12 protein-coding genes are annotated in these 21,174 nt (G+C 46.5%); 10 read left to right on the top strand and 2 right to left on the bottom strand.

Going from position 1 to position 21,174, the window contains the following annotated elements; all coding sequences use genetic code 11:
* Nucleotides 1-58: 58 nt before the first annotated feature.
* The 7 genes from polA to ychF all read left to right on the top strand — a co-directional run bounded on the left by polA (nt 59) and on the right by ychF (nt 6,727).
* Entirely contained in the window at nt 59-2,845 is a 2,787-nt protein-coding gene (gene polA, locus HMPREF1535_RS08255; protein ID WP_046145834.1) for a DNA polymerase I, read from the top strand.
* A 44-nt stretch (nt 2,846-2,889) separates the two neighbouring features.
* Entirely contained in the window at nt 2,890-3,246 is a 357-nt protein-coding gene (locus HMPREF1535_RS25765; RefSeq protein WP_129697236.1) for a hypothetical protein, read from the top strand.
* 67 nt (nt 3,247-3,313) lie between these two features.
* A complete protein-coding gene (locus tag HMPREF1535_RS08265) occupies nt 3,314-4,333 on the top strand; it encodes a hypothetical protein (protein ID WP_046145835.1) in 1,020 nt (339 codons plus the stop codon).
* Between the two features lie 218 nt (nt 4,334-4,551).
* Nucleotides 4,552-4,788 carry a DUF3791 domain-containing protein gene (locus HMPREF1535_RS08270; protein ID WP_009860504.1) on the top strand — a complete coding sequence of 79 codons (237 nt, stop codon included), beginning with the start codon at nt 4,552-4,554 and terminating at the stop codon, nt 4,786-4,788.
* Entirely contained in the window at nt 4,785-5,270 is a 486-nt protein-coding gene (locus HMPREF1535_RS08275) for a DUF3990 domain-containing protein (protein WP_046145836.1), read from the top strand. Before HMPREF1535_RS08270 ends, HMPREF1535_RS08275 begins: the two co-directional genes overlap by 4 nt.
* Before the next feature lie 6 nt (nt 5,271-5,276).
* Complete coding sequence (locus tag HMPREF1535_RS08280; RefSeq protein ID WP_009860502.1) at nt 5,277-5,489, top strand: hypothetical protein; 213 nt, start codon at nt 5,277-5,279, stop codon at nt 5,487-5,489.
* Between the two features lie 134 nt (nt 5,490-5,623).
* Entirely contained in the window at nt 5,624-6,727 is a 1,104-nt protein-coding gene (gene ychF / locus HMPREF1535_RS08285; RefSeq protein WP_046145837.1) for a redox-regulated ATPase YchF, read from the top strand.
* A gap of 175 nt (nt 6,728-6,902) precedes the next feature.
* Here the strand turns inward: ychF and HMPREF1535_RS08290 are convergent, their stop codons facing one another.
* Nucleotides 6,903-8,627: an MG2 domain-containing protein gene (locus HMPREF1535_RS08290; protein ID WP_046145838.1), complete on the bottom strand. Its 1,725-nt coding sequence runs from the start codon at nt 8,625-8,627 to the stop codon at nt 6,903-6,905.
* Nucleotides 8,628-9,121: 494 nt separating this feature from the next.
* On the bottom strand, nt 9,122-13,087 hold the full coding sequence (locus tag HMPREF1535_RS08295) for a hybrid sensor histidine kinase/response regulator transcription factor (protein WP_046145839.1): 3,966 nt from the start codon (nt 13,085-13,087) through the stop codon (nt 9,122-9,124).
* Between the two features lie 410 nt (nt 13,088-13,497).
* Between HMPREF1535_RS08295 and HMPREF1535_RS08300 the strand changes: the two genes are divergently transcribed.
* The 3 genes from HMPREF1535_RS08300 to HMPREF1535_RS08310 all read left to right on the top strand — a co-directional run bounded on the left by HMPREF1535_RS08300 (nt 13,498) and on the right by HMPREF1535_RS08310 (nt 20,959).
* Complete coding sequence (locus HMPREF1535_RS08300) at nt 13,498-16,785, top strand: SusC/RagA family TonB-linked outer membrane protein (RefSeq protein ID WP_046145840.1); 3,288 nt, start codon at nt 13,498-13,500, stop codon at nt 16,783-16,785.
* Between the two features lie 36 nt (nt 16,786-16,821).
* The gene (locus HMPREF1535_RS08305) at nt 16,822-18,438 is read left to right on the top strand and encodes a SusD/RagB family nutrient-binding outer membrane lipoprotein (protein WP_010801213.1); all 1,617 of its coding nucleotides are present in this window, start codon (nt 16,822-16,824) and stop codon (nt 18,436-18,438) included.
* Nucleotides 18,439-18,559: 121 nt separating this feature from the next.
* Entirely contained in the window at nt 18,560-20,959 is a 2,400-nt protein-coding gene (locus HMPREF1535_RS08310) for a glycoside hydrolase family 3 N-terminal domain-containing protein (RefSeq protein ID WP_010801212.1), read from the top strand.
* Nucleotides 20,960-21,174: the final 215 nt, after the last annotated feature.

The raw sequence follows: 21,174 nt of genomic DNA on the forward strand, positions 1-21,174 counted from the left end.
TAAGCGAGTTTTTTCGTACATTTACCGTCTATTGTCACCCTAAAACGTGTTAAAAGAGATGAAGCTATTCCTCATAGACGCGTATGCACTGATCTATCGGTCGTACTACGCATTTCTTAAAAATCCGCGTATCAACTCGAAAGGCATGAACACTTCTGCCATTTTCGGTTTTATCAACAGTCTGGAAGACGTTCTGAAACGCGAGAACCCGACGCATATCGCCGTGGCTTTCGACCCGAAAGGCCCGACCTTCCGTCACGAAGCCTACGAGTTATACAAGGCACAGCGGGAAGAAACCCCAGAAGTGATCCGGCAATCCGTTCCTATTATAAAGGATATTATAGAAGCATACAATATCCCTATACTGGAAGTCCCCCGCTTTGAAGCAGACGATGTGATCGGCACCGTATCGAAGCAGGCCGAGAAAGAGGGATTCGAAGTTTATATGATGACACCCGACAAAGACTACGGCCAGCTGGTATCCGAACATATATTTATGTACCGCCCCAAGTTCGGAGGCGACTACGAGGTGATGGGCGTCAAAGAAGTCCTGAATAAATACTCGCTGACTTCGGTCGACCAGGTGATCGACCTGCTGGGTCTGATGGGTGACAGTTCCGATAACATTCCCGGCTGCCCGGGTGTCGGAGAGAAGACGGCGCAGAAACTTCTCGAGGAATATGGCTCGATCGAAAATCTGTTGGAGAATACCGACAAGCTGAAAGGCGCCCTCCAGAAGAGAGTGACGGAGAATGCCGAACAAATCCGCTTCTCCAAATTCCTGGCAACGATCAAGACGGACGTCCCCATCCAGTTCGATGCCGCGAAATGCGTCCGTGAAAAACCGAACGAAACCCGTCTGACCGAGATTTACACGGAATTAGAATTCAGAACATTTATTAACAAAATGACAGGCGAAGAGAAAAAGCCCGCCCCCGCCCCGCAGAAGGTAGCAGCGAAAGGCCCTGTTCAAGGCAATCTCTTTGACTTATTTGCGACCGAGGAGCCGAGTGTTCCAAAATATTCGACTCTCGCGAGCTTAAAAACGACCCTTCATGTATATAAAACCGTTGATACTGAAGAAGAAATGGCTAAATTAGGCCGTTTTTTAGCAGATCAGGATTTTTTCGCTTTTGACACGGAAACAGATGGCATTGACCCGCTTACTGCCGGATTGGTCGGAATGTCGTTCGCGGTGAAGGAAAACGAAGCCTGGTACGTCCCGGTTCCGGCCGACAAGGAAGAAGCTACGAAAGTTGTCGCCCACTTCTCCCCTGCCCTCCAAAATCGCAAATCACAGAAAATCGGACAAAACATCAAATTCGATATGATCGTCCTCCGCAAGTATGGAGTCCGCGTGGCCGGTCCGTTATTCGACACGATGATCGCCCACTACCTGCTGAACCCGGAACTTCGTCACGGGATGGACTACCTGGCGGAAACGTATCTCAAATATAAACCCGTCCCCATCTCGCAGTTGATCGGTCCGAAAGGGAAAAACCAGCTTTGCATGCGCGACGTCCCTCTCGCCCAGATCGCCGAGTACGCCGCCGAAGATGCCGACGTCACCCTCAAGCTCAAAAACTTCTTTGCCCCCGAATTGAAGAAAGCCGGTATCGAGTCTCTCTTCTTCGACATCGAAATGCCTTTAATATATGTATTGGTAGAAATGGAGGTGACAGGCGTCAAGCTCGACACGGTTGCGTTGAAGCAGTCATCGGAAGAACTGACCGCCGCACTCAACAATCTGGAAAAAGAGATTTACGAACTGGCAGGAGTCAAATTCAATATCAATTCCAGCAAACAGGTGGGCGAAGTCCTTTTCGAACATCTCAAGATCGAAGAGAAAGCCAAAAAGACAAAAACAGGCAGTTACAGTACGAGCGAAGATATTCTGGAAAAAATGCGTTCCAAACACCCGGTGGTAGGCAAGCTGCTGGAATATCGCGGACTGAAAAAACTGTTGAGTACCTATATAGATGCCCTTCCCGAACTGATTAATCCGGAAACAGGCAAGATCCATACCTCGTTCAACCAGACCGTCACGGCTACCGGCCGCCTGAGTTCGACGAATCCGAATCTCCAGAATATCCCTATCCGCGACGAACTGGGACGTGAGATCCGTAAAGCATTCATTCCCGACAACGAAGATTGCACCTTCTTCTCGGCGGACTACTCGCAGATCGAACTCCGCATCATGGCCCATCTGAGCCAGGACGAGCACATGATCGAAGCCTTCCGCAGCGGCGCCGATATCCACTCCGCAACCGCTGCCAAGATATATGGCATCCCGGTAGAGGAAGTGACCGGCGACATGCGCCGCAAGGCAAAAACGGCCAATTTCGGGATCATCTACGGCATCTCCATATTCGGACTTGCCGAACGGCTGAACATTCCCCGGGCAGAATCCAAAGAGCTTATAGAAGGTTATTTCAAAAGCTATCCGGGTATCCGCGATTACATGGACGAGAGTATCCGCATCGCAAAAGAAAAAGGCTATGTCGAAACGATATTCAAACGCAAACGTTACCTGCCGGACATCAATTCGCACAACGCCATCGTACGCGGTTATGCCGAACGAAATGCGATCAACGCCCCTATCCAGGGTAGCGCCGCCGACATCATCAAGGTAGCGATGGTACGCATCTACAACCGTTTCGAAGAAGAAGGTCTGAAAAGCAAAATGATCCTTCAGGTACACGACGAACTCAACTTCAACGTCTGCCAAGACGAGCAGGAAAAAGTACGTCAGATCGTCCTCGAAGAAATGGAAAACGCCATCCAGCTCCAAGTCCCCCTGATCGCCGACTGCGGTGAAGGGAAGAACTGGCTGGAGGCACATTAAACAGAGGTCTGATAAAACATACTAGTATATGAAATACCTCATTCTTGCCCTGGCATTATCGTTCGTTTGCTCCTGTAAGCAAACGAACGATAAAAACATACAACTGGTCACAGTCGACGTCGCAAAGAACTATCCACCCAAAGAAGTCTGGTTGCAAGATATCGCCGAAATGGTGCGAACCGGTCTATCGCAACCGTGCCATAAACAACCGCGAGATGGACCCGAAGTTCATCAACACTACAGCTGTCCCCTACGGCTACGGCCTGATCGAACTGAATGCCATGGACCTGGCAGAAGCCTACGCCAATAACCAGATAACGGACGAGAAACTGAAAGAAATAGCCTCCAACCTAAAGGAAGAAGATAACCCGGTCTTGATGATCCTGAAATTCAAAAACTAAAAGACAGACGGATAGTGCATGAAACAGCATCAGTATAATACGGTAATATGAAATAAATCAAAGAAAGATGACTAAAAGAAACATTTTATCTGTTCTATTCGCAGGTTTACTGGCCAGCAGTTGTTCGGGGCCGGAAGTGAGATTAGAAAAGATCGACCCATACGCAGTCTCACAAATCTCAATCGAAGAAGAGGCATTGGCCGATCTCCCGGACCTATTCGCTCCTCCCCTGCATCTGCTGAACGATACATTACTCTGCCTGCTGAACCAGCAAGATGCCTCCTCCATCCGTATCTTCCAGACTACAGGCAAAGAAATGAACCAGTATACACTAAAAAAGAAAGACACCGCCATCGTCATATCTCCCGACAAGAATTTACAGGCCCGGCTCGAATATCTGAACCCGGCCAACAACGTCTATTACGAACTCGCTGTAGACCGCGGAGAAATGTCGATCGCCGATTTCACCCGCCTGCGGTTAGGTAAATTCTCGCCCAAAGAAGCGTTCAAGGTAGGCGATAAACTATTTGTTGGTCTCGGCCCTTACCTCAAAGGACTACTCAGTGTTTTCGACAAAGACAAACAAAGCAAAGAAATCAACTTCTTCGGAAATTATCCCATTGCCGGCACGGAATATCAATACCAGGAATACCTCGACTATTTCCAGGGACACCTGGCCCGGCACGACAACCAGTTCATATACGCCAGCACCTATTTCGGTTATATCGCTTCCTATTCTTACGAAAACGAACGCCTGACCAAACAATGGGAAAAGCAAACGTCCGACTTCCTGTACCAAAGGGTAAACAACCGCATCGAATTCGACAACCTTCACCACGAGGGATTCGGATGCATCACAGCCGGAAAAGAACATATCTACGCCTTCAGCCAGTACCTGTCGGAAAAACAGATGAAAGAAAACGGAATATTAGTATTCGACAAAAGCGGAAAGCTACTCTCCTGCCTCCGGATAAAAAACCCGGTCGTCTACCTGGTAACAGACAGCCGTGAGGAAAATTTATATGCCGTCTCTTACGACATAGAAGAACAACATTTGTACCTAAGCAAGTTAAAAACAACCCTATAAACCCACCGATTATGTCACTCTACGATTACATCTGGAAAATAATGCTGCGTAAAATCCCTTACGAAAAAGAAGGCACCCGCTACACCGCAGGTCACAGGCATCTGGCCTTCTCCCGCAGCAGCATAAATTAACTGTAAAAACCAGGATAATCCCTGTTCTTGAAGAATATACAAGAAAGAATGGTTATCTTTGCCAACTCCAATTAACAACAAAAATCTATGAGCGATGCAGAATATAATAATATGACACCCCGGCAAATGGAATTTGCTGTTTTTTGTGTGATGTGCGTTGCTGAAGAACTGCAAAAACCGGCAACAGAAATATATGACCTCATGATGCAAAACCGGGTTCTGCAAGACTATATCGTCGAGTTTTATGATGTACTACACACACAAAGCCGGGAATATATAGTGGAAGATATTATCAACTTAATGAAAGAAAATCAGATCCTATGATTGTTTATCACGGTTCATATTGCAGGGTGGAGAGGCCGGAACTCACTTTCTCCCGGGAAAAGTTAGACTTTGGTAAAGGCTTCTATATAACCCCTATCCGCGAGCAGGCAGAACGTTGGAGCAAACGTTTTCTAAGAGCCCGAAAAGCAGCTATACTCAATGTATACGAACTGGATGAAAATCTTTTAAAGTCCTCCGGCTTCAAGGTAAAAACATTTACTGCCTATGATGAAGAATGGCTGGATTTTATATTCGCTTGCCGGAAGGGAGAAACTATTTATCTACAATACGATGTAATAATCGGAGGTGTGGCGAATGATAATGTGTTTGCCACATTGGATGCTTATTTTTCAGGATATATGAGTAAAGACATTGCATTGGACAGGTTGAAATATGAAAAGCCTAACCATCAGATTTGCATATTGAATGATGCTATCCTGGAGCAATATCTGGTATTTAAAGAAGCAATCGATTTGATATAAAAAGTTATGGATGCAGTCGGAACATTAAAGCTATTGAAATATGCACGAATCATCAAAGGGTTCGCAGAGCAAATGAAAATACCTTACGCAAAAGCTATGGATTTATTTTTCCATTCCCTTACATTTCAATTATTGCAGGATGGAGAAGCCGATTTACATTGCCGAAGCGATTTGTATCTGATAGACGAACTCAAGTTGGAAATCTACGGGAAACTATGAATAACCTCTTCAATAAATGAAAATTGCACATATACAAGAAAGAATGGTTATCTTTGCCCGCTGAAAAAGTCTGCCGGACGGCAGCTTCCGAGATGAAACAATACGAATAGATAATAAAAACAACATACTAATTTATGGCATTACAATGTGGCATCGTAGGTCTTCCGAACGTTGGGAAGTCTACCCTTTTTAACTGCTTATCAAATGCAAAAGCACAATCAGCAAACTTCCCGTTCTGTACGATCGAACCGAACGTTGGTGTAATTACCGTTCCCGACGAGCGTCTGAACAAACTGGCGGAAATTGAACATCCGCAACGAGTGATCCCGACAACCGTCGAAATCGTCGACATCGCCGGCCTGGTGAAAGGTGCCAGCAAGGGCGAAGGGCTGGGTAACAAATTCTTGGCCAATATCCGCGAAACCGATGCAATTCTCCATGTCTTGCGCTGCTTCGACGACGACAACATCGTGCATGTAGATGGCAAGGTAGACCCTGTGCGCGATAAAGAAATCATCGACGCCGAACTCCAAATCAAAGACCTCGAAACCATCGAAAGTCGCATCGCCAAAGTGCAGAAACAGGCCCAGACAGGCGGCGACAAACAAGCCAAGCAAGCCTACGAAGTATTAGTCAAATACAAAGAAGCCTTGGAACAGGGTAGAAGCGCGCGTACGGTCACCTTCGAGACCAAAGACGAGCAGAAGATCGCCCACGACCTCTTCCTGCTGACCAGCAAACCGGTCATGTACATCTGCAACGTCGACGAAGCGAGTGCTGTCAGCGGCAATAAATATGTCGAAGCCGTACGCGAAGCCGTCAAAGACGAAGATGCGCAGATCCTGGTGGTGGCCGCCAAGATCGAAAGCGAAATCGCCGAGTTCGAAACGTATGAAGAACGCCAGATGTTCCTCCAAGAGATCGGGCTGGAAGAGTCGGGCGTGAACCGCCTCATCAAATCGGCCTACCGCTTGCTGAACCTGCAAACCTTCCTGACCGCCGGTCCCAACGAATGCCGTGCCTGGACGTTCCTGAAAGGCTGGAAAGCCCCGCAATGTGCCGGTGTGATCCATACCGACTTCGAGAAAGGTTTCATCCGTGCCGAAGTAATCAAATACGACGACTATATCCACTACGGCTCGGAAACCGCCGTGAAAGAAGCCGGCAAGATGAGCGTAGAAGGCAAGGAATATGTCGTACAGGATGGAGATATCATGCACTTCCGATTCAACGTGTAAAAAATAAAATAGCGGTACCAGTCACACGATGGCACCGCTATTTTCACCTTCACAACATTACTACTTATCGCCTATCGTCACCTCTCCTTTTCCTGTCTCCCAATAAGAATGGAATCCGATGGGTAACGTGTATTCACAATACTTATCTTTCAAACGTGGTTCCATCATAAAATAATCAGCAATAGGCATCCACACAAACAACCCGTCCGTCTTCCAGTATCCCTTCCAACACAACCCGATAGTTTGAGTGAGATGAGGGCATGTCGAACGATATGGAAAACTCCTTTTCCAACTTTACCGCCGGATTCCAATAGAAGATCGTATCTTTATCCCTTCCTTTAACCTCCGATAGCTCTACACGTTTTTCAGATGAATCATCCACAGAACGGGTAGAAATCACCAACGCATGTTGTGGTGTTATTGTCAAATTATTCCTATCCACAATCGGTGAACCTTCTCTTCCAAACATGGCCATCTTAGGACCGGAAATAACCCCCATAAAGGTAATAGCAGAAGGTTCTATCTGATTGATATCAAAATAAGGTTGCATCAACTCATCATTGAAAACCACCATACAACCATTCCCCTTAGGCGTTGTCCCGCCCGACAAAGCCCGATAAAAGTTCCGATATTTACTCATTCCCGGCAAACGAACCAACAACTCATCTGTAGTCGTTGCTTTCCTTTTTTCTATATCCTTCTTAGAAAGAGAAGAGGAACAATAGTGTTGATAACGGGAAAATCCTTTTTCGGAAGAAACCTTTTGCTTTCCATCTTCATCCAACCTGGTTGTTACCAGCCAATCGTCAGCTTCCGACAAAGCCGACTCATAAGGAATAGAAGGAACGACATAGCGGTTATTCAATACAGCTTCCATGTCATACCTCTTCCAAGATTGACGCATCACCGACAGGCCATCCTCAGGCACCTCCCCTTCCAACAAATCAGAAGTGAACAACATATTTGAATAGATACCTGAAGAACCTGCAACCTTCTTCTTGCCCGCCACTACCGCTATGGAAACGTAATTTTCTGAAGCAATCAGCGTACTATCCACTAAAAAGAAATGCAACGTCATCCGTTCCCCATGCCGTTCGGCTTCGACCTTTATCTGTTCCTTCTCAGGTTGTCTCATGACAAGTAACCGTTCACTAAGCAAGCGATTCCTTCCATCCAACAAAAGCAATTGGGAAACACCGGCAGGCAAACGATCCTTATCCAAACAAAGCAGTTCCTGCCCCGGTTTCCAGCTTGTCCAAGAAAGCAGTTCACCCCGCGTATGCAACAACAGATACAAAGAATCGGTAGGATAGGCTACATGATCCGATTGTGTCACCTCTATAGCGATCTTATCCGATACTTCTTTCACCTGCAAAACATAGTTTTCTTGCTCCAAAAGTACCGTTTCTTGCTCTGCAATCGGGCATGCTTCTGCCAACACCTGAATCGTCTGCCGGAACAGGTACTCTTTATTCCCCGTATTCCTCATATAATCCGTGTACCCTTGCACCCGATAACTACCCGCCTCCAACGTTTTAGGAAGCAACAAATAACCATGGAACAGATGTAACGAATCAGCACGCACCTTCGCCAGGCTCACCACCCGTTCTTCCCGGTCAACCAATTCCACATATACATAACCACTCTTCGTCACCGGCCGATGCGAAGCGGCATCCACCAGATAGGCTCTGAACCGGACCTGCTCGCCCGGTGCATACACCTGTTTGTCCAAATGCAGGTAAAGCTTTTCTTGCGGAAACAAGGCCAACTGGGTTTGTAACTTCTCGGCAACAATCTCTGCCGTTCGTCGTGCACAAAGCGAGCTGTCACGGGTTACCTTCTGAGCACTTAGTACCAGACACGAAAGCGACAGGACTAAATAAAACATTACTTTTCTCATAAGGTATCTTTTTTACGCATATAATTTATGATATATTCCTTATAAAACCAAACAAAAATGTCTTTTTTTATGAAAAACGCTCTCCTACAATGGGGTTTTATATATTTACTTTCACCCTTCACCGATTATATTACGTTGTAATACAAATGATCCCCTATACACTATCGGGCGGTACCTTATAGCATAGTAATCCTACCATTAATCACACTACTGTGTCAGTATAGCTAGCACAATAGTGTGATTAATGGTAGGACTACTATGTGAATTATTCGAAAGCGTACGGTCTCCCAAACGGATAGGCATCGGTTGCCCGGTGGATAACTATCCGTTCCGGAACGGATGCCTACTCATTCGGAAGTTTTTTTCTTCTGAGCATAAAAATAATCGGGAAAGGCAGACTTCACCACAAAAAACTATAATACAACACATTACAGCTGTGATGGATGAAGTTTAAAAATCATGGAGGGGGAAGAAAAGGATTCTTCTTACTGATTTCAGGAAGAAGCATTCTTCGTTTTCCTGTACTGTAACGGAGTGACACCGAAATAGTCCTTAAAGTTTTTCCCCATATAACTGGAACTGGAAAAGCCGGTCTTCCAGCTAATCTCTGCAATCGTCAAATCTGTCTTTTCCAACAAAGAGGCACACTTACGAAGTTTCGTCTGAATGATAAAATCATTCAAGGTCAGGCCTGTTATCGCTTTGATCTTGGTACCCAGACGGGTACGGCCGATAGCAATCTCACGGCACCACATATCGATGTCAAAATCCTTATTCTCCATATTTTCCTCTATAATCCGCACAGATTCGTCCAAAAGCTGTTGGTCCAGACGATTGGTTGCCAACTCGGAAGGAACCGATGCCACCTCTGCATGAAAACGAGTTTGATGGCTTTTCAAAGTGGTAATGATATTATGGCACTTCAACAAAAGCAACTCAATATTGAAGGGCTTCATGATATAATCGCTAGCACCGCATTTAAGCCCTTCCAAGGCATTCTCTAAATCGACACGGGCTGTCAAGAGGATAATCGGAATATGCGACGTCTCTAATTGACGTTTCAGCCGCTGGCACATAGCAGTCCCCGATATACCCGGCATCATCACGTCGCTGATAATAAGATCCGGCTGCTTCTCCTCAGCCAAACGAATGCCTTCTTCTCCATCCTCTGCCTTATAGACCCTATATTTGATGGAAAAAGCCTCTTCCAAGACTTGCAACAAATCTTTATTATCCTCTACAAGCAATACGGAAAAAGACTTTGCCTCCTCTCCGATGTCCGGCAAATCCAATAAACCGGCCACACCCCTCTCCTGCACCACCTCCTGTCCGGGCAGCATGTCGGTAGATTGCGTCTCTATTGATTTCTGTTCGGAAGTAAAATGCTCGTCACCCAAGCGCAAAGTAACCGTAAAGGTGGTTCCCTTTCCCAATTCACTCTCCACCCCGATCTGCCCTTTATGCTGCATAATGATCTCATTGGTCAGCGACAGACCGATACCACTTCCCGCCGAAGTAACCCCCGACGCATTATCCGCCTGATAAAATCGTTCGAAGATATGCGCCTGCTGGCTCCGGGGAATGCCGGAGCCAGTATCAGAGATACGTATCTCGACTATCCCTTTTTTACGAAGTAGACTCACCCGGATCGTTCCTCCTTTCGGAGTAAACTTAAACGCATTGGAAAGCAAATTATTAAACGCTTTACGTATTTGTATCGGATCGAACCATACAGGTATCTCATCTTCCACTGTTTCAAAACTATACTGAATCTGATTGGTCAAAGCATAATCCTTAAAGGAATCAAACAACCGGCGCATGAATACAACCATATTCTGCGGCCTGGCACGAAGCGGCATCTTCCCCTGCTCCAAACGTCTGAAATCAAGTACTTCAGTAATAAGCTGTTGCATCTGAGAGGTGTACTGACGTACTTTCAACAGTTTGCTCCGCAAGGCTCCTGTCAAGCCGTAATTTTGTAGAATAAGATCAATCTGAGTAATTATCAAGGTCAACGGCGTACGCAGTTCGTGCGATATATTAATATAGAACTTCAACTTCATCTGGTTCAACCGCTCTATACGCTCCTTTTCCTGTTGCTCCAGTTGCAACGAAGCCTTCAAAACCGCACGGCTCCTGTTAAAACGAATCAACCAGACCAAAAATAAAAGAATCAATAAACCATACAACGCAAAAGCATACCACGAGGCATAAAAAGGCGCACGTACCTGTACAGACAGGTTAATCTGCTTCCCCCCACCCATCTCACGAAGGCATAAAGTATACTTTCCCGGAGGAATGGAAGTATAGACAATCTGCCGGTGCCGTGTACGTGTCCATTGCTTGTCCAACCCCTCCATTTTATATTCAAACAGATTCTTTTCCACATGCCGGTAATTTGTAGAAGTAAAACCCAACGTTATGTTATTCCGGTCATAAGGCAAAGTAAACCCGGAGGTATAGAAAATCGATTTCTGTAAAATACCGGAAGAAGCAGAAGGCCCGACCGGCGTATTATTCACAGAAAGACTGTTAAACAATATCGTATAAGGCGTCTCCACCGACGAAAAGCCAGCTTCTTTCATCGCAATCATCCCCTCTATCCCACCGATAAAAATCATGCTGTCGGCAGGCGAAAGATACACGCCGCAATTGGCATTCAGACGGTGCAAAGGCGAAGATACCCCCAATAGCGTATGAGCCGCTTTCCCGGTTTTCATATCCAACAACGTGATGCCCCGGCTCGAAGTAACCAACAACCGCCCCGTGGGAGTGACCAGCACACGAAAAGAATCGTTCGTCAGCAACTGCCCCTGCTCCTGGTTATAACACGACCAAAAGTCATCCACCGGATCATACGCCAGCAGGCCGATACCCGACACGGCAAAATAGATATGCCCGCGCCCGTCGCCCGCAATGCTTTGTACCGGTTTCTTTCCGATCCGGTTTCTCACCGAAGGAATCACCTCGACAACCTGGTCATTCATACGGACACAAACCACCCCCTTATTGGCCAGGGCAAGCCACAACCGGTTCTCCCTATCCAAAAAGGCAGACCTGATAATACCTCCCGCCTGCTCACGAAGGCCCTTGTCGGAAAATAAAGGCGACAACTGCCGGGTATCCAAATCCAGCAAAAACAATCCATCTTGCGAAACGACTATCAGCCCGTCCTTCCAGGGAATCAGGTCGGTTATGATACGCTGACTATCATTCGCAAGCAAATCTGTCCCCACCGCTTCGAGGCGACCCGACGAATAGCAATACAAACCATATTGAAACGTGCCGATATACAGACACCCGGTAGCAGCATCATACCAGACAGATTTGGTAGTAGAGGCCGGTAGCCCCGACAAGGCCGCATCGAGCGGCTTTACCCTCCGGGTATTACGATCCAGGCAGTTCAACTTCCCGTGTTCGGTGGCCACATACAAATTGCCCCTGCCGTCTTCAGTCATTTTGCCGAACAAAAAACCGTTCAAACCGCCCGCTCCGCCGACATTGGAATAGAATGCATAATTCTCCGTATCCGGATTAAAATAGCTCAATCCGCCATAATACGTGCCAACCCACATGCCCCCCTGGTTATCCTTATAAATCGCATACACCGACGAATGCTTCAACGACCAAGGCGCCTGCTCCTTATGCAACAAATGATAATGATCGCGAAGAGAAGGATCTACCACAGTGATGCCATCGTAGGTTCCGATCCAGACATTCCCTTTGTCGTCTTGATTGATGACGCGTACCTGATTATTGACCAAAGGACGTACAGGGTCGTTTTCCTGCCATGACAGCCACCTCCCCCGATCAAGCATCTTCACCCCGTTCGACAGCGTACCTACCCACAATCTCCCGTCGCGATCCATAAACAAGGAAGTGACCGACTCGTCTTCCAACATCGCCTGCAACGTGTTCCTATCAAAACAATACACGCCACGCGTGGTAGCCATCCAACAAACCCCGTCCTGCCAAAACAAATCCTTGATTATAACCGACCGCTCAGGCAACGCACAGACCTTTTCCGCCTCCCCCTCCGGTAGATAGCGAAACACTTCATTCCCGACAGCATAATACAACACTCCCTCATGATATTCGATGGCTTGCGCCTTTACGCCTGCCCAGCGGAACTCTTCAGCCTGTTTGTCAAAAATAACCACATCCTTGTTGGCCAGCATATAAACCAACGCCTCTCCATCCCCACATATCCCGTGGATATTATTATCTTCCGCCCCTTCCAGATAATTGGAAAGGCGAAAAGAGTGTACCACTCTCCCATCATAGGCATTCAGATTATCATTTCCAAACCAAATCAGTCCTTGAGCATCCTGATAAACGGATATGGCAGAAGGTTGCGTAAAATCTTCATTCAAATCAATATGCCTGAAATATAAATCTTTCGGCAATACGGGAAGAAATACGCATAAACAAAGAAGCAGACAGAAGCATTTGGATTTCATGATTAGTAGGTATTTAATGCAAAAATAAACTATTTTCAACGATTAATGATAATGTTTATATATAATTATACCTCCAAAACGAATATCCGGCCGGACGGCGGGCCTCAAAATGACATACAAATAACATTTTATCGTATGTTTACTGCATTTACGCCACTGTTACGCCACTGTTACGTCACTGTTACGTCACTTCCCATGAGTGGACCTTCACTGGAGGATCATTAAAGGATCATTGAAGCAAGAGCGACTATGAAACAATAAAATAGCAATATCTGTCAAAAAAACGATAAAATCCGTCGCAAACCGCATTCAACACTTTAACAACCTATATTAATACATCATCCTTTAACAATCATATAGATTTGCAATCAAAAATTTCAGATTTCTTGAATCTACTTAAAAATTCGTTTATGAAAAAAGTATTCAGACCTATCGGACTTATTTTGCTTTCCGGTATTTTCTGCGCTCCCAACCAGGTGTATGCGGCAGACAGTAAGCCGGAAATGGCTTTTGCCATCAATCAACAAAAAAAACAGGTAACAGGAACCGTTGTTGATGAATTCGGACCCGTTGCCGGAGCTTCCGTCTCTGTGAAAGGAACCAATGAAGGTACTATTACAGATATGGACGGTAACTTCTCTTTGGCAGTAAACCAGGGTGCTACTATCACGATCTCCTTTATCGGTTATATTTCGCAAGAAATCAAGTATACCGGACAGACTTCGTTGGATATCAAATTAGTGGAAGACACACAGAAACTGGATGAAGTAGTCGTAACCGCCATGGGTATCAAAAAGGAAAAACGCGCCTTGAGTTATGCCATGAGCGAACTGAAGTCGGACGATATCCAGCTCGTGCCGGTACAAAACGTAGCCAACTCATTATATGGTAAGGCTGCCGGCGTACAAATTGCACAGACGGCTGCCGGTCCTACGGGAGGTACAAAGATTCAAATCCGCGGTATCAACTCCGTAGAAGGTAATACACGTCCGCTAATCGTTGTTGACGGTATTCCTATTAACGATACAGACTCTAACTGGGCTGGTCGCGAACGTGACCAGACGCAACAGGGTTCTGCCTTGAACGATATCAATCCGGACGACATCGAATCCATGTCTATCCTGAAAGGTGCTAATGCGGCCGCCCTGTATGGTTCGCGTGCAACGAATGGTGTGATCGTGATCACAACCAAACGCGGCGACGGCGGAAAGAAGGGATTAGGCATCCAGGTAGGTACCTCCTATACATACGACCAGCGTGCTTACATGCCTGAATATCAGAACGTCTTCGGTGGAGGTAGCACGCCTTATTTCGTGGCTAACGAAAACGGAGATTATACCTACAGTGGTACTACTTACCGCAGCTTCGGTCCGCGCATGGACGGTACGGAGGTGGTTTGGTGGGATGGCGTGAAACGTCCGTTCTCTCCGCAGCCTAATAACTATCGCGATATCTTTAAAGATGGTTTTACCAACAATAACAGTATCTCTATTACAAACGGCACCGACAAGAACAACATCCGCTTGTCATATACCAATATGAACTATGCCGGTTACCTGGAAAACTTTAAACAGAACAAGCATAACTTCAGCCTCTCGGGCAACTTCAAAGTGCACGAACGTTTGACATTCGATGCTGCCGTCTCTTTCAACATTTCAGATACAAAAAATCCGCCCACGCGTATTGACCGCGTATCCAATTACCCGATGCCTCGTAACGAAATCACCCAGTTGTGGAAGGATCACTATAAGAACAGCGAAGGCTACTACCTGACCGACGAAATCAGTGGCATCAGCGGCTCAAACCGCGACAACATCATCAACTATCTGTTATGGCAGCAGAATGAAAACCAGTATACACAGACGCGCGAACGTTTGATCGCTTCGTTGTCTGCCAATGTCAAGATATTCGATTTCTTGAACTTCCGCCTGCGTGGGGGTACGGACCGTTACAACGACAAGAAGGAAGACAAGGAAATGTTCAAGAGATATGCCGATCCGGCAAACATGAGCGACTTGCAGGGGCTTTACCGCAAGACCGACAATCATTACCGCAAAGATTATGTAGAAGGTTTGTTGATGTTCAACAAAACCTTTAAAGAAGACTTCGACGTGACAGCCAACTTGGGTATCTCAGGCGAAGATATCGCGGAAACCGGTATGACCTGGAGCTCTGAAGGTTTGAAATACAACGGCATGTTCTCTACCAACAATAACAAGAAAGACCCGAAAGCTGCAGGTAGAGATACGGGCTACAACCGAGGTGAATTCCTGGGTGCTGTGTTCGCATCTGCCCAATTGGCTTACAAACGGTTCTTGTATCTGGATTTGACGGCCCGCAACGACTGGTCTTCACGCCTGAGCGCAGGCAATCGCAGTTTCTTCTATCCCTCTGCCGGTTTAAGCTTTGTGTTCACCGAAACATTGGATCTGCCGGATTGGTGGAATTACGGAAAAATCAGAGGTTCATACGCGGTTGTAGGTAATACGACACCGACTATTTATTTCACTAATACGGAATACAATTACGGTTCGTTCAACAACTCGGCCATTACCAACGACTTCGGCAACGACGTTCCGCCTACAAACATTATTCCCGAAAAGACGTATTCATGGGAATTCGGTTTGGAAAGCCGCATGTTTGACGGCCGCCTCGGTTTCGACCTGGCTTATTATACCAACAGAACCAAAAACCAGATTATCACCGTGCCGGTCGCTCCCTCTACAGGTGCCACAGGTATGCGTATGAATGCCGGTGAAATCGGTAACTACGGTATCGAGCTTCAACTGAACGGTACACCGGTTGAAACAAAGAATTTCACGTGGGAAAGTACGCTGAACTTCTCTTTCACGCACAATGAGTTGATCTCGTTGATTGATGGTATGGAAGACCGCCAGATCGGTTCTCCTTGGAGTGCGGCTATCTTCAAAGCTGTCCCGGGATATGCTACTCCTAGTGTATTCATCCGCAAATGGGTACGCGATGATCAGGGAAATATGATTGTAGATAAAAACGGTAATTACCAGCAGGAAGCAGAATTTACGTATGCCGGAAGCGCTGCACCCAAGATGGTAGCCGGCTTCACAAATACCTTCCACTATAAGAACTTCTCATTGAGTGCGCATATTGACGGTTCATTTGGCGGTAAATTGCTTTCATTCACCAACAACTTCTTGAAAGCCACAGGTGCCGGCAAAGAATCTTTGTTCGGCCGTGATGAAGAATATGGCGGTTTGGCTTACTATATTGACAAGAACACCAACCAAAAAGTAGCTTTGGATAGCCACAGTGCTTCGGCTCCTGCCAATGCGTTGGAAGGCCGCGTACATCATGACGGTATGATTGCAGAAGGTGTAAAGGCTGATGGCAGCAAGAACGACATCATCGTGGCAGCTTCGGATTACTACAATTCGCGTTATAACCGTAACGGTTCGGAAGATAACCTGTATGACAACACGTATATCAAACTGCGTGAGTTGAAACTGTCTTACCAGCTTCCTAACAACTGGGTGTCTAAAATCGGTTTGCAGAACCTGAATATTTCTCTTATCGGTAGCAACCTGTTCTACATCTATAAGAGCGTCCCCAACATCAATCCGGAAGCTACTTTGGGTACAAGCGGAACCAACGCTTATGTAGAATATACGACTTACCCGTCGGCTCGTAGTTTCGGTTTTGCACTTAAAACAAGTTTCTAAGTTTTTTGAAAATTAATGTACATAATAAGTAAATCTATGAAACAAACAATATATGGATTCATTTTAAGCGCAATGGTCGCTTTCTCTTCTTGTTCAGACAAGTTGGATGAAAAGCATGATAATCCGGATGCGTTTACTTCCAGCGAAATAGAATATCTGTTTACTAAAGGAGCGCTTCAAACAATCGCTATCGACTATGTAGATACATACAACTTGACGTTCCGCCGCCTGGGTGTTTATCTCCAGACAACGGCCCGCCAGGAAGGTGAAAACCGCAATACGTTGTATCAGAATATTACCGACGACCTGGGACGTTGGGAAAACTATTACGAAACGCGTATGAGAACGTTGACGGAAATCGATAAGATTTATGCCACGTTATCTCCCGAAGAACAAAAAAGCTATCAAAAATATTTCGAAGCGACAAAGGTGATGAAGGCCTTCAATACGGCTATCGCTAGTGACTTTTTTGGCAATATGCCTTACTCGGAAGCCTTTACCGCACGTAATGTTATCTACGGAGGAGCAGTGATTTTCCGCCCGAAATATGATACGCAAAAGGATATTTACTACAACATGCTGGACGATTTGAAGGTGGCTGCCGATTATTTCAAGACAGCAACTTCAGACGATACATTCAAACGTCAGGATATCATCTATGCAGGCGATTGCCAGCGTTGGTCTAAATTTGCTAATTCACTGCGCCTGCGTTATGCGATGCGTATCTCAAACGTAGATCCTGAAAAGGCCAAATCTGTACTGTCTGAATTGTCTATCGACCAATTGATTACAACCAACGATGATAATGCGTATATCAAAGTTTCAGGCCAGTCAACCGCTCCTGATGCCCTATGGCGTGCTATGAATGAAAGCCATTCTACGGGACAAGGTTTTTATATGTATGCGCCGGAGTTGATGGTCAACAAGTTCAAAGAAGCAAACGACCCTCGCCTGTATGTCTTGTATCAACCTGCAACAGATGACGAAGGCAAGGTATATGAAGACAGCAAAGAGATCCTAGGTTATCCGGCTTCAGCCGACAAGGCCATTGCTTTGATCAACGAATATAATGGAAACACTGAAAAAAGTCTGCGCGAAACCTATGGTTGTTTAAATTCGGTTACTTTCCGTAAGAACTTCCAGTTCCCTGTCGGAATTGGTATGACGGCTGCCGAAACTTACCTTTGCCTGGCGGAAGCTGCTCAACGTGGATTGTACAGCGGGAATGCAGAGGAGTTTTATAACAAAGGCATCGCTTTGTCTGTACAAAACTATTACGACTACTACAAGACCAGTGATGCGGAAGGCAAGGACGAAGAATTAGCCAGAACAGACGTTTCGGACGAGACTTTACGTAACTGGATTGCTTCTTCTGCCTACAAGTTTGATGCTTCAAAGGCGTTGGAACAGATCGCTACGCAAAAGTGGATGCATCTTAACTTCCTGCAAATCTATGAAACATGGGCTGAATATCGTCGTACAGACCTGCCTATATTGGATGACGACCGCTTGAACGGGGCTTTGCTAAACAAGGAAAATGCACCTGTACGTGTGTTGTATCCGGCAAAAGAGGCTTCTATGAATACTGAAAACTATAACACGCAAGCTGAATTCAACAAAATTGATGCACGTTTATGGTGGGATACTAAATAAGTATTTTTCACTTTGTCACTAATCTCTTGACCGTATGGTTGATAATCCTTATCTTTGTTGTAATGATTACAATCATACGGTTTTTATTATTACAAAAATATCATAATCAGCGAAGAAAAACATGAATGTGAAGTATCTATTACTTGCTGCCGCCTGTCTGGGTAGTGTGACTATACAAGCGAAAGACTCGATCTACAAAAAAGGGTGGATAGACCTTAACAAGAACGGCGTAAAAGACGTTTATGAAGATCCCGAAGCCCCTATCGAAGCGCGTGTACAAGACCTTCTGAACCAGATGACACTGGAAGAAAAAAGTTGCCAGATGGCCACCCTCTACGGCTTCGGGCGTGTCCTGAAAGACTCCCTGCCCACCGAAGGATGGAAGAATGAGATCTGGAAAGACGGTATCGCCAATATCGACGAACAACTGAACGGTGTGGGAAGCGCCCGCCGCCGCACACCCGACCTGATCTACCCGTTCAGCAACCATGCCGAAGCGATCAACAAAACGCAGCGCTGGTTCATCGAAGAAACACGCCTGGGCATCCCTGTAGACTTCTCCAACGAAGGCATCCACGGCTTGAACCATACCAAGGCAACTCCCCTGCCCGCTCCCATTAATATCGGCAGCACCTGGAACCGCGACCTGGTTCATCAGGCGGGAGATATAGCCGGTAAGGAAGCAAAGGCTTTAGGATACAATAATGTGTACGCTCCCATCCTCGACGTCGCCCGCGATCCGCGCTGGGGACGTGTGCTGGAGACTTACGGAGAAGACCCTTATCTGGTAGGCGAACTGGGCACACAGATGGTAAAAGGTATCCAGCAGAACGGTGTAGCTTCCACATTGAAACATTTTGCCGTTTACAGCATTCCGAAGGGTGGCCGCGATGCCGCCGTCCGTACCGACCCGCATGTGGCTCCCCGCGAACTGCATGAGATCCATCTCTATCCTTTCAAAAGAGTTGTCCAGAAAGCGCATCCGAAAGGTGTGATGAGCAGTTATAACGACTGGGACGGTGTGCCTGTAACAGCCAGCTATTATTTCCTGACACAGCTGTTGCGCCAGGAATATGGTTTTAAAGGATACATAGTAAGTGACAGCGAAGCGGTCGAGTTCGTTCAGACCAAGCACCATGTAGCCGATTCTTATGAAGAAGCCGTACGCCAGGTAGTAGAAGCCGGCCTGAACGTCCGCACCAACTTCACACATCCGAAAGACTATATCCTGCCGGTACGTAAACTGGTAAAGGAAGGCAAACTCTCCATGAAATCGGTCGACCGCATGGTTGCCGACGTATTGCGCGTTAAATTCGAACTGGGACTGTTCGATTCTCCGTATGTAAAAGACCCGAAAGCCGCCGATAAGATTGTCGGAGCCGACAAACATCGCGACTTCGTACTGGATATGCAGAAACAATCCCTCGTATTGCTGAAAAACGAAAACAACCTGCTCCCATTGGACAAGAACCAGACGAAAAAGGTTCTTATAGCCGGTCCGTTAGCCAAGGAAACGAACTATATGATCAGCCGTTACGGCCCTCAGGGACTGGATAACATCACTGTTTACGACGGCATCAAAGACTATCTGGGCAATCAGACAGAAGTTATTTACGCCAAAGGCTGCGAAGTAAAAGACGCCAACTGGCCCGACAGCGAAATCGTCCCGACTCCGCTAACCGACGAGGAAAAGAAAGGGATTGCCGAAGCCGCCACCGCCGCCGCCGATTGTGACGTTATCATTGCCGTACTGGGAGAAGACGAATCCTGCACTGGCGAAAGTAAATCCCGCACTGGCCTCGATCTTCCGGGCCGTCAGCAACAACTGCTGGAAGCCTTGCACGCCACCGGCAAACCCGTCGTACTCGTCCTGATCAACGGACAGCCGCTGACTATCAACTGGGCTGATCGCAACATTCCCTCCATCCTGGAAGCCTGGTTCCCCGGCCAGTTAGGTGGAGAAGCGATCGCGCAGACCTTATTCGGCGATTATAACCCAGGCGGCCGCTTATCTGTTACCTTCCCCCGTTCAATCGGACAGATCGAGTTCAACTTCCCGTTCAAGCCGGGTTCACAGGACGGCCAATACTTCGAAGGCCCTAACGGTTCAGGAAGAACCCGTGTAAACGGTGCTCTTTACCCGTTCGGCTACGGATTGAGTTATACCACCTTTGCTTATTCAAACCTTTCCGTAAAACAGGAAACACCCTATTCGCAAAGTCCTGTAACCGTTACCGTAGATGTCACCAACACAGGCAAACGTGCCGGTGACGAAGTCGTACAGTTATATATCCGCGACAAAGTAAGCAGTGTAATCGCTTACGAATCCGTGTTACGCGGCTTTGAACGTATCTCCCTGCAACCGGGCGAGACAAAGACCGTATCCTTCGTCCTCTTGCCGGAAGACCTGCAAATTCTCGACAGACATATGGAATGGACAGTCGAACCGGGCGAATTTGAAGTCCGCATCGGAGCCTCTTCCAACGATATCAAATTAAAAGAGACTTTTGTTGTAAAGTAAAAGACAGGTAATCATAGCCTATCCGCATATTTTATTCCCTCCTGCTTTCGAAACAATTCAGAGATTTCGCAAAGTTAGAGGGAATATTTATTTGAAAAAAGAAAGATTAATTCTTTGCCACAGAGATAAAGGAGAAAAGGCTTGAAAAATCATGAATCTTATTGGCTATTAAACAAAAAGCGGAGATTAGTGAATACTTTTCGTATCTTTGGCAG

Origin of the sequence: Parabacteroides goldsteinii DSM 19448 = WAL 12034 (assembly GCF_000969835.1) — a bacterium.
GTDB classification, from domain to species: Bacteria; Bacteroidota; Bacteroidia; order Bacteroidales; family Tannerellaceae; genus Parabacteroides; species Parabacteroides goldsteinii.

Bases quoted from the DNA above. Each gene is read 5' to 3' on its own strand.
- HMPREF1535_RS08305 (WP_010801213.1), top strand. From the start codon at position 16,822: ATGAAACAAACAATATATGGATTCATTTTAAGCGCAATGGTCGCTTTC.
- HMPREF1535_RS08310 (WP_010801212.1), top strand. From the start codon at position 18,560: ATGAATGTGAAGTATCTATTACTTGCTGCCGCCTGTCTGGGTAGTGTG.
- polA (WP_046145834.1), top strand. From the start codon at position 59: ATGAAGCTATTCCTCATAGACGCGTATGCACTGATCTATCGGTCGTAC.
- HMPREF1535_RS08290 (WP_046145838.1), bottom strand. From the start codon at position 8,627: ATGAGAAAAGTAATGTTTTATTTAGTCCTGTCGCTTTCGTGTCTGGTA.
- ychF (WP_046145837.1), top strand. From the start codon at position 5,624: ATGGCATTACAATGTGGCATCGTAGGTCTTCCGAACGTTGGGAAGTCT.
- HMPREF1535_RS08295 (WP_046145839.1), bottom strand. From the start codon at position 13,087: ATGAAATCCAAATGCTTCTGTCTGCTTCTTTGTTTATGCGTATTTCTT.
- HMPREF1535_RS08265 (WP_046145835.1), top strand. From the start codon at position 3,314: ATGACTAAAAGAAACATTTTATCTGTTCTATTCGCAGGTTTACTGGCC.
- HMPREF1535_RS08280 (WP_009860502.1), top strand. From the start codon at position 5,277: ATGGATGCAGTCGGAACATTAAAGCTATTGAAATATGCACGAATCATC.
- HMPREF1535_RS08270 (WP_009860504.1), top strand. From the start codon at position 4,552: ATGAGCGATGCAGAATATAATAATATGACACCCCGGCAAATGGAATTT.
- HMPREF1535_RS08275 (WP_046145836.1), top strand. From the start codon at position 4,785: ATGATTGTTTATCACGGTTCATATTGCAGGGTGGAGAGGCCGGAACTC.
- HMPREF1535_RS08300 (WP_046145840.1), top strand. From the start codon at position 13,498: ATGAAAAAAGTATTCAGACCTATCGGACTTATTTTGCTTTCCGGTATT.